The sequence below is a fragment of the Chlamydiales bacterium genome (assembly GCA_031292375.1).
Taxonomy (GTDB): domain Bacteria; phylum Chlamydiota; class Chlamydiia; order Chlamydiales; family VFKH01; genus JARLHF01.
Genome location: JARLHF010000049.1, coordinates 129933 through 140281, shown reverse-complemented (window position 1 = coordinate 140281; position 10349 = coordinate 129933). Strand labels below are relative to the sequence as shown.

General features: G+C 36.8%; 8 protein-coding genes. 4 read left to right on the top strand and 4 right to left on the bottom strand.

Annotated elements, in window-relative coordinates; genetic code table 11:
* On the top strand, positions 1–484 hold a 484-nt coding region (locus P4L16_06635; protein MDR3624797.1), incomplete at its 5' end, for a hypothetical protein.
* Positions 484–933, top strand: a complete 450-nt coding sequence (locus tag P4L16_06630; protein MDR3624796.1) for a hypothetical protein — start codon at positions 484–486, stop codon at positions 931–933. The genes P4L16_06635 and P4L16_06630, both read left to right, overlap by 1 nt.
* Before the next feature lie 488 nt (positions 934–1421).
* Here P4L16_06630 and serS read toward each other — a convergent pair whose 3' ends face one another.
* The 3 genes from serS to P4L16_06615 form a co-directional block, all read right to left on the bottom strand.
* Positions 1422–2696, bottom strand: coding sequence for a serine--tRNA ligase (serS, locus tag P4L16_06625; protein ID MDR3624795.1), 1275 nt, complete (start codon positions 2694–2696; stop codon positions 1422–1424).
* Positions 2697–2802: 106 nt separating this feature from the next.
* Positions 2803–3066 (bottom strand): hypothetical protein, encoded by a 264-nt coding sequence (locus P4L16_06620; protein ID MDR3624794.1) that lies wholly within the window; start codon positions 3064–3066, stop codon positions 2803–2805.
* A gap of 52 nt (positions 3067–3118) precedes the next feature.
* Complete coding sequence (locus tag P4L16_06615; GenBank protein MDR3624793.1) at positions 3119–4009, bottom strand: GNAT family N-acetyltransferase; 891 nt, start codon at positions 4007–4009, stop codon at positions 3119–3121.
* 141 nt (positions 4010–4150) lie between these two features.
* On the opposite strand from P4L16_06615, the gene P4L16_06610 reads away from it, so the two are divergent.
* Positions 4151–4993 (top strand): hypothetical protein, encoded by an 843-nt coding sequence (locus P4L16_06610; protein ID MDR3624792.1) that lies wholly within the window; start codon positions 4151–4153, stop codon positions 4991–4993.
* On the opposite strand, the gene P4L16_06605 is transcribed toward P4L16_06610, so the two are convergent.
* Positions 4990–6759: an ABC transporter ATP-binding protein gene (locus P4L16_06605; GenBank protein ID MDR3624791.1), complete on the bottom strand. Its 1770-nt coding sequence runs from the start codon at positions 6757–6759 to the stop codon at positions 4990–4992. The two genes, P4L16_06610 and P4L16_06605, sit on opposite strands and share 4 nt — an antisense overlap.
* A 79-nt stretch (positions 6760–6838) precedes the next feature.
* Here P4L16_06605 and smc point away from each other — a divergent pair, with 79 nt between their 5' ends.
* Complete coding sequence (smc, locus tag P4L16_06600; GenBank protein ID MDR3624790.1) at positions 6839–10348, top strand: chromosome segregation protein SMC; 3510 nt, start codon at positions 6839–6841, stop codon at positions 10346–10348.
* The last annotated feature ends 1 nt before the right edge of the window (position 10349 follow it).

Below are 10349 nucleotides of genomic sequence, written 5' to 3'. Positions count from 1 at the left end.
GTTTGTGTCCTTAGGGGCTGTAGGATGTTATGCAGCAGGAAAGATGTTTAATCAGGATCAACATTATAATCATCCTGCTTATGGTGATTCTTTATTGCTTTATAATATGTCACAATATACTGAATATCCACAGTTGAGTTACTATGATTCACTTCATCATTCAAAAAATGATGTAAAAAAAGAGCCTTATAGTGTTTATACACCTGATAGGCCCTTACCTCGTGATGAAAAGACAAAAGAACCTCTTCCTGATACCAGTGATCCGCATACTCAACTAGGAACACGAGATGGCAGAAATGGGCCATATGCTCAAGCACGTGAATTTGATGAGAATGGTAAGCCTGTAAGAGACATAGATTTCACTAATCATGGTAGGCCTAATGACCATACCAACCCGCATCAACATATGTATACACCAAATTTCACAGGAGGAAGCCTCATAAGGGGTGATTCAACACCAGTGCCAAATTGGAGAATGGTCTAATGAACTTACCTCGTTATTTAACATGCATTAAAGGAGAATCTGGAATCTCTTGTACGGGAAAGCAATTATCTGCTATTTTAGACTTAATTTATCAAGACAATAAAAACATTATTTGGTACGGGGCTGACATTACAACAAACAGCGTTTTTCCAACTTATTTAAATTCATCGATACCTAACAGAATAGGTGATATAAAAGACCTAAAATTGTTAATTCAAAACGTAGAACAATTTTTATCAGGTGTTTTTTTGGGATTTATTCGAGATCAAAATATAGTAATGAATCAAATTTTTTTTACTGAAGATAAGCGATTTAGAGATATTTCAGAAGCATATTTTGAAATTAGAGCTTTTGATACTTCTTATTTTGAAATTTATTCAAATGATAATAAAATTCTGCAACATATTGCTAAGCATTTTTCTACAATTATTATTTGTAGTTCGCCTTAGAAAGTAGAAAGAAGATGAAAATTTAGAAGAAAAAGACCTTGTTGCATAAATCCACCCGTAGGGTGATTTATGTGTGCGACCGGTATGTCGTTAAACTAGAAGGTGCAAGTCCTTTACGGGCTCTGGTAAGGAGGACCGTTAGAGAAGGTAAGGGTGTCCATCGCGAGATGGAATCTGAAGAAAACCGTATACAAAATGTTGACCTAACGAACAGAAAGTGCATATGAGGCAGAGGGCTCCTAGGACAAGGGTGCGTATGAATCCAAAGTCCAATACTTACCCAGAAGGAGTCAATGTATATGCAACAGATTAGCAGGAAAGTTTAACGAATTATCCGGTGAGATCTGTGGGAAATCCACATTGAACCTCTTGTATAGTTAACTTTTTATTTCAAAGCTATGAATCCCAGCAATTAGGTTAAACCGTAACCTTAATTACAGTCTATTTTAAGAGCAAGCCTGTCTAAGAGCCTTTTGCTTGAGGGTGCATCATGATAATGTCTTGATGCCGCCTAAGTATTTTTGTATGGCTTCTGGTATGTTTACAGAGCCATCTTCGTTTTGGTTGTTTTCGAGTAGAGCAACCATTAAGCGAGACGTTGCAAGTCCAGAGCCATTGAGTGTATGTACAAGCTCTGCTTTTCCACCCTCTTTCCTTTTAAAGCGAATTTGTGAGCGTCTTGCTTGAAAATCTGTGCAGTTGCTAACAGAAGATACTTCATAGTAGCGATTCTGGCCAGGAAGCCAAACTTCAATGTCCACTGTTCTTGAAGATGGAAAGGACATATCTCCAGTTACAAGTAACATGTTTCTGTAGTGCAGGTCTAGGCCTTGTAGAACTTCTTCGGCGCTACTGAGCATGAGGTCAAAGATTTGCATGCTCTCTTCTGGCTTGGAAAAGCAGAACATTTCTACTTTGTTGAATTGATGTGTACGAATAAGACCCCTTTCTTGAGAGCCTGCGGCCCCTGCTTCCCGTCTAAAACAGGGTGAATAAGCAACATATTTTAGAGGAAGTATATCTTCTTCTAAAATTTCATCATAATGTAGGCCGTTGAGAGCAACCTCTGCTGTTGGAATTAAGTAGAGAGGATGGTCTTCATCATCTAATTTAAAGATTTGGCTTGCAAATTTTGGAAGCATGCTAGAGCCAAACATCATGTTGGGGCGCACTAGAAGAGGGATCATCCATTGCTCAAATCCATTCTTCAAATGGATTTCCAGCATATAATTTAAAAGAGCCCATTCTAATCTTGCTCCAAGACCTTTGTAGGTGGGCCAACCGGCACCAGATATTTTAGCGCCTCTTTTAAAATCGAATAAATTTAAATGTTCATTGAGTTCTACGTGATTTTTGAATGCAAAAGAGAATTCTTTCTTGGTTTTGTATTCCTTGATACACACATTATCTTTGGGATCTTGAGCAATTTTGATGTCATCCATGGGTATGTTGGGAAGACGTGCAAGAAGATCATGTAATTCTGCTTCAATTCTTGTAAGCTCATGGTCTAGCCCAGTAATCTGGTCAGCTGCACTCGATACTTTGTTCATGAGCTCTGTGCAATCTTTTTTTTCTCGCTTTAGATCCCCAATTATTTTGGAAAGGGAGTTTCGCTCGCTTTTTAAATTTTCTACTTCTGTCTTTATTTCTCGAACTCTTGTATCCAATAAAAGGATAGGCTCTAAAGTAATTTCTGGAATTTTAGTTTGTAGTTTTGCTTCTATAGCGGCCTTGTCGGTGCGGATTGCTTTGATATCGATCATGAATTTTACCTTTAATTTTGATGGGTAACTATAAAATCGATACTCTTATAAAGTCAAGATTTGTATGCACGCAAGCGGGAATGACTCGTACGAATGAGCGAGTTGATTATATAGTATCAGTGTTCATTCCTCCAGGTTTAGGTGCTCCTCCTGAAGTACTCTTCAAAAGTTTATCATCTAGTTTGGTGACTTCATTTTTTGGCCCCTTATATACAGCTTTAAGCTCTTCAAATGTGCAGGGACAGCCATTATCTGCAGCTATTTTTTCAAGTTGTTTTTTCAAGCCTTTTTGATAAAGATCAAGTACCTTCATTCTTAACTGCTCATTCTTGCTTATCTTGTTCAAAAATTCTTGCGCATTTTTACTCATGATTACACTCCTGCATTATACTTTCATAAAAACTATGTAATAAAATATTGATTTATATGTCTGCAAGAAGAAATTTAGATGCAGTTTTTGAGCATAGAAAAAAATTAGGTTGTAAGTTTTTATTTTTGGAAAATAGAAGAAGGCTGTGATTAGTTATAAGGCATATACCACGAGGGATATTTAAACGTTCTAAAAATTGTCTTCTTAAAGCCTCATAAATAAGATACATCGCAAATCCATAACGTCTTGCATCGTCTTGTACGAATAGGGCTGTATAGCGGATGGTTTCTGCATCAAAGCGATGAGTGATCAGCCAGCCTTTAATCTTACCTAGACTATTTCTTGCAACAAGGCTATTTAATTTTTCTATGGGATAGTCAGATAGGCTAAAAGGATTCCATCCAGGTTGAAGAGCCTCAGAGTGGTTTAAAAGATATTTTTTTTCATAATCAGAAATTTCCGAATAAAGTGAAATGCATGTTGAAGCCTTGGTTTGGCATTTAGGGCGTAAACAAAACGATAATTGCTCGCTGCTAAAATCCCAATGTACTAGCGTTTCATTGTTTAAGGTGTTTATAGACCAGTTTTGTCGTTGTAATAGCCTTTCTATAGGTGAGATTTCTTCTTTCTCTTGCGTAGAATATTCAAGCACTGCTTGTGAACAACCTCTTCGTAATAATTCATTTTCTAGGGTGCTAAGTAAATGCAAAGCAATTTTTTGTCCTCGATAAGGTTCATGTACAAATATAGATAATATAATAGCTTTAGCCCCTTCTATTTTTGCAAGAGCAAGACCTATAGGAGTAAGTCCCATAAGAGCTCCTACTGCAACAATCTGTTGACGATATTTGGGGTCTGTTAAAATATATTTTTTATATTTTGGAAAGGTCATATCTAGAAAATCATCTACTAATGCCTCTGAAATAAGAAGAATAGATAACATTAAAGTTCCTATCGGGTAGGTTAGTATGGATATAGACAAGCAATTCTTGAATTTGTTTATACTCTCTTTCAGCTTTGTATTGTAATTAATTTTTATGTCGCGCACAATGTCCATTTAATTTTAACAAATCGTGCGGTAATTATGTCATCAAAAGTAACTTCTGGAAATCTGAATATGTGGAATTGTCTTATGATTAGTCTTGATAGGGATTTGAAAGGATTAACAGATGCATTAAAACTCAAAAAAGAAAAAAACAAAGATTCAGTTAAGTTAGTTAAAGTAGTTGATTTAGATACGGCTTTAGTGGTTAAGGAAAAATTTGATGAAATTTCTATTGTGGGGCATGGTCGTTACTATGATCAAGAGACGCATCAGCCGCTGCCTATCAATGCAAGAAAGATTGCAGATAAGCCTTTAGAAGAAGTTGCGGGTAGTCTTGTAGAGCTTGCAGAGCGTGTAAAGGTGAGGGTTGTAAAGTTTTATACTTGTGAATCGGCATGTTACAGCGATGGAGTTAGGCGATCTTCTAGTTTAGACAAAAAAGAGGATACCTCGGATTTTACTCATGAAGATTGTAACAGGATAGATCAAAGATTGGCGAGTAAGGGGATTTCTTTGTCAGAGGACTCTCAATGCAGTACAACTCAATATTTTGCTTATAGGTTTCTTTCTCAAATTGGAGAAAAAGATGGACGGCATATAACAGTACAAGGTTTAAATGGTGTTGGTTGTATCTCAGATGTAAGTGAAGGAAAGCCATGTCCACCTACCGTAGTATTTGATCAAAAGTATCTTAAAGAGTATGAAGAGGCCGAAAAAGCATATAAAGACTTGGATCAAACAAATAAGGGTAAGTCGCCTAAGCAGAAGCAAGCAAATATCAATGAGGCTCATGCAAAGATGAAGGCCTTCGAAGAAAAATATGTTGAAGGATATCCTGCACCTCACAAGCTAAAGTTGCATGTACACTACTGGCCAGATTAAGGCTTATTTGAGAGAAAGCCGCCCGCTTGCATGTTCCATAGCTTTGCGTAATGACTGTTATTTGCAATAAGCTCTTGGTGATTGCCCTCTTCTACGACTTTACCATGGTTAAATACAAGTATGCGGTCCATGTTAAAAAGGGTGGATAGACGGTGAGCCACAACTATGGTGGTTCTGTTTTCCATAAGCTTTGTAAGGCTTTCTTGAATGTAGTTTTCTGTAATAGAATCAAGAGAGGAAGTTGCTTCATCTAAAATCAAGATAGGAGCATCTTTTAAAATGGCTCTTGCAATAGCTATGCGCTGTCTTTGTCCTCCTGAGAGTTTGATCCCTCTTTCTCCAACAAGAGATGAATAACCCCCCTTTAGCTTTTCGATAAATTCATGGCAATGCGCTTTTTTTGATGATTCGATGACCTCTTCATCACTAGCCTCTGGTTTTCCATAACGAATATTTTCCATGAGTGAGCGATGAAATAAGATGGGATCTTGAGGGATCATGGCAATTTGACTGCGAAGAGAGTCTTGGGTTACTGTCGTAATATCTTGTCCATCGATCAAAATTTTTCCAGAGTTTATGGAAAAAAAGCGTAGTATGAGGTTGATGAATGTGCTTTTTCCACTTCCAGAAAATCCAACAAAACCTACTTTTTCTCCAGAGTGAATGATGATTGATTTATCCGTAAAAATATTGTGACCTTTTCGATAACGAAAATGTACTTTATCAAATATGATTTCACCGCGTGTGACGTTTAAGGTGGTTGCATTGGGAGCATCTATAAGGTCGTGAGGTGTAGATATGATGGAAAGCGCTTGGCTACATGTCCCTAAATCTTCAGAGAAATTGATGAGCTCTTGAGCTACAGTAAAAAGTTGATCAACAATAGACATAGTAAGCCCTAAAATAAGCGCAAAGTCGCCAATTGTGACCTCTTCTTTGATGCGAGCATTGATTAAAAGCCATAGCATGAAAGCAATGAGTAGGGTGATTGCAAGCGCCTGGAAAGCTTTTAGCTTTAATAGGTACCAATGCAGGCTTTGATCTTTTATTGCTGCATCATCTAAGTACTTTTTTAGATAGCGCTTTTCATACTCTTTTCTTGCAAAGAGTTTGATATTCAGCACATTGGTGATGCAGTCAACAATTTTTCCCATCACATGGCTTTTTGATTCCGAATAAACTTTTGAGTACTCTTGTGATTTTCTGGATAAAAGCAATGAGATAGAGATAAATAAAACGGTCCATAGAGTAAGTGTAATTGCAAAAGAGGCATGCACGAGGTACATGGTAATGATTGCTGCAATAAGGCAGAAAAAGCGCGAGAGAAAAAGATCGACGAATTCTGTGATGATTTTAACAGAGCCTTTTGAGATATCATTGATTTTGTTTGAAAGGCTACCCGAAAAGTTTTGTTGAAAGTAGCTATAGGAGTGGTCGATAATGTAGTTGAACATCTCTAGAATGATCTCATTTTTCATGATGGGTGCAAGTTTTATCATGACATAATCATAAAAACGAAAAACGATACCTATGAAGAGAGCAAGCGCAACATAGGCTATAGACGGCATTCCCACTGTATAAAAAAGGCTGTCCACCCCTGGTTCCCAAGAAGAAACACCGTCGATAATAAGTTTTACCATGTAAGGAGATAAGGAGAGGTCAATTGCCCAAAAGATGGCGACAAATATGAGTCCTAGTAAGTGAAGCGAGTGCTTTTTACTAAAATACCATAGAAAGGGAAGTAGTTTTCCTGGAAGCGTATTCATAATTTTAACTTACTACGTTTGCAATTATCTAACAAACATGTTATTTTCTCCTTGTTCATACAATTCAGGAAATAAGCTTGTGAAGCTAAAAAATGTTACGATATTAGGATTTAAATCTTTTGCCGATAAGACGGTGTTGGATTTTGGCTCTGGAATAGCTGCAATCGTAGGTCCCAACGGGTGTGGAAAATCCAACATAGTGGACGCATTCAGATGGGTTTTGGGTGAGCAGTCTGCAAAGTCGATTCGTGGTGATAAGATGTACGATCTTATTTTCTCGGGGGCAGGAAAGAGAAAAGCGCTCAATGTTGCAGAAGTCACGCTTACTTTTGATAATGAAGCAAAAGTTTTACCCATAGATTATTCAGAAGTTTCTGTGACAAGACGCATTTACCGATCGGGCGAATCTGAATATTTGATTAATAGGAAACCTGTGCGCCTTCGAGACATTGAGAGCTTATTTTGGGATACAGGGCTTGGAAAGGATGCTTATTGTATTTTTGAGCAGGGAAAAATCGATCATGTGATTCATGATGGTCCACAAGAGCGAAGGCTTATTTTTGAAGAAGCTTCTGGTATTTTGCGCTTTAAGCAAAGAAAACGAGAAACGCTGAAGAAGTTAGAGCAAGTAGCAGAGAATTTAGCTCGTGCAGAAGATATTCACCATATGGTATTTGAGCAAAAAGAATTGCTTGAAAGTCAGGCAAAAGTTGCTCGTATTTACAAAGAGAGTAAGACGCGTCTTGAATTTGTTGAAAAGCAAATTTTAATGATTAAATGGTACTCTTGTAAAAGAGAAGAGGCTAGTTATTTAAGAGAAAGTAGAGAGATAACGGATCGTCTGCAAATTGTTAAAGAATCTCTTGCTTCTATTTCTGAGAAAGAGAAATCGTTAAAGTCTTCTTTAAAAGAAAAAGAGAGTGCTTTAGTTGATTCCAAAGATAAAAAAAATCGTATCAAAGCAAATGAAGAGTTAAAGCGATCCTTGCTTGGAAGTGAAAAAAAGCAAAGAGAGGAGCTTTTTGAGAGAGAAAAAAGGCTTTTAGAAGATCAACTTGCCTTGAAAAAGAAACAAGAAAGTAAGCTTGTAGAACACTTGCAGATTAAGGAGCACTTTTTTTCTCGAGAAAAAGAACTTGAAGAGATTGCGTGTTGTTTTAAAGCTGCAGAAACTCAGTTTATTACATTGAAAACAGAAGAAAATCCTCTTAGAATGCGTCAAAAAGAGCTGCAGCAAGAGCTTTTAAAGCTTGCTCAGAGTGAGAGTAAGTTTCAAAGAGAGTTACAAGAAAAGCGTCTTCGCTTGGAAACAGGACAAGAGAGGTGTTCTTATTTGCGCTATGATGAAGAGCGAATTCAAACACAACTTAAAGAGTGTTTAAATAATGAAAAAGAGAAAAGAGATACTTTTGAAGCCCTTTCTAAAGAAATTGATGTTAGAAAGAAAGATCTTATAACATGTATTGCAGAAGTTGCTGCGAGTGAAAAGAGGATAAAAGAGCTTAATCTGCAAGAAAATGAGTTGCAAAAAGCTCATCACGAATTTTCTGCCAAGAGAAAGGCTCTTTTGGCATTAAAAGATGATTTTGAAGGGATTTCTAAGGGTTCTAAAAGGCTTTTACAGGAATCAAAACAGAAGTCTTCTTCTTTATTTGGGCTTATTAGGCCTCTTTATGAAATGATTCATGCTGATAGCACTTTTGAAAAGGCTTTGGGGCCACTACTTCGGGTTTATACAGAGACGCTTGTTGTAGAAAGTAAAGAGCATTTGAATAGGGTCCTTCATTTTGCAAAAGAGCAGGGAATTAAAGAATTTTCCATCTTTTGTTTGGAAGATATAGATACGAGGGATGTAAAGCAAGCTCATACCCTTTTAGAGCATATTACAAAAGAGCCGATTGCAAAGCACTTTTTTGCATCTACACAGCTTGCAGAAGAGTCTTCTTTGTTTGCAAGAGAAGGCTTTGAGCTTACTTCTAAAGAAGGGTATTTCCTAGACCATAAAAAAGTGCTCTTTTTTCCAGTCTCTGGAGAGAAAAATACTTTTTTAAGAGAGGCTAGAGTAAAGGAATTTGAAAAGGAGATTCAGCTATTACAAGAAAAGCTGTCTTCTATAGCAGTAGAAATAAGAGAGCATAATACTAAAAAAGAAGATGTAATTCAAAAAAAGGGTTTATTTGAAAAAGAGCTTCGTCAGCTGGAAATGAAGCTTGTAGAGGCAAATTTTGGTTTGCAAAGAGTGCTCTCTGATAAGGAGCGTTTTAATAGGGATTTGCAAAACAACATACAAGAAAAGAAAAAGCTAGAAGATAGTTTGGAAGAAGTTTCTAGATTACTGCTCAAATGGATCGACCAAGAAGCAGATGTTAAACATGTGTTTGATGATAAGTCAAAACAGTTCCAAGCTTTAGAAGACGCTCTTAACGCACTTCAAGAGGATCTAAAGTCTAAAGAAGTTGATCTAAAATCTAAAGAAAACCTTTTTAAGAAAAGTGAAGAAGAGAGGCAAAATTATAAGCGTTCTATCGATATCTTTTCTGTAACCCAAAAAGAGCATGTGGAACAAGAAGAGCGTCTGGTAAATGATCTTCAAGCTATATGTAGCAGAAAAGATGCATTTAAAGAGACAATTAAGGGGTTGGAAGAAGAGATTACCTTATTAAAAGTATCGCTCGTAGAGCAAGAGGGTGTTTTTCAACTTTTAAAACAAGAGTTGGATGCACAAAATATCCTTTGTAAAGAGGTAGAAAAAGAACTTAAGCTTTTTAATGAAAGACAAAAGAAAGAGGAAGAACAAATTCACCAACTTCAATTGCATCTTGTTCAAGAGCAAGCAACGCGTACATCCATTGAAGAACAGATGCAAGGGATGGGTATGGAGTTAGAGAGTTTAGATCAAGAAAGTATTTTGGATGAGAAGAACATTCAAGAGCTGCAAAAAGAGAGTGGTAGCCTTAAAGAAATGCTTGCAAAAGAAAAAGATGTAAACCTTGCAGCAATTGATGAGTATGAAAAGCAAAAAGAGCAAGAGCAGTTTTTAAATGGACAGCTATTGGATTTAAAAGCATCTAAAGATGAGCTTATGAAGATTATTGCAAAACTGGATGATGAGAGTTTAAAACTATTTACAAATACCTTTAATTTGATACGTGATAATTTTAAAAAGAATTTTCAGCTATTGTTTGAGGGGGGAGATGCAGATTTGCGTCTTACCAACCATCAAGACCCTTTAGAATCGGGTGTGGATATTATAGCAAAACCCCCTGGAAAAGAGATGCGCTCTATTTTGCTTTTATCTGGTGGAGAAAAGTGTTTAACGGCTCTTGCACTACTTTTTGCAATTTTTGAAGTAAAACCTTCCGCATTTTGTTTGCTTGATGAAGTGGATGCACCGCTCGATGAAATGAATGTGGATCGATTTACACGTATGTTAAGGCTGTTTTCTTCCAAGACTCAGTTTATCGTGATTACCCACAATAAGAGAACCATGTCCATTGCAGATTTGCTTTTGGGTATTTCCATGGAGGAAAAAGGGGTTTCAAAATTATTATCACTAGAATTCGAAGCCGCCGTCAGCAGTTGTAATTAAT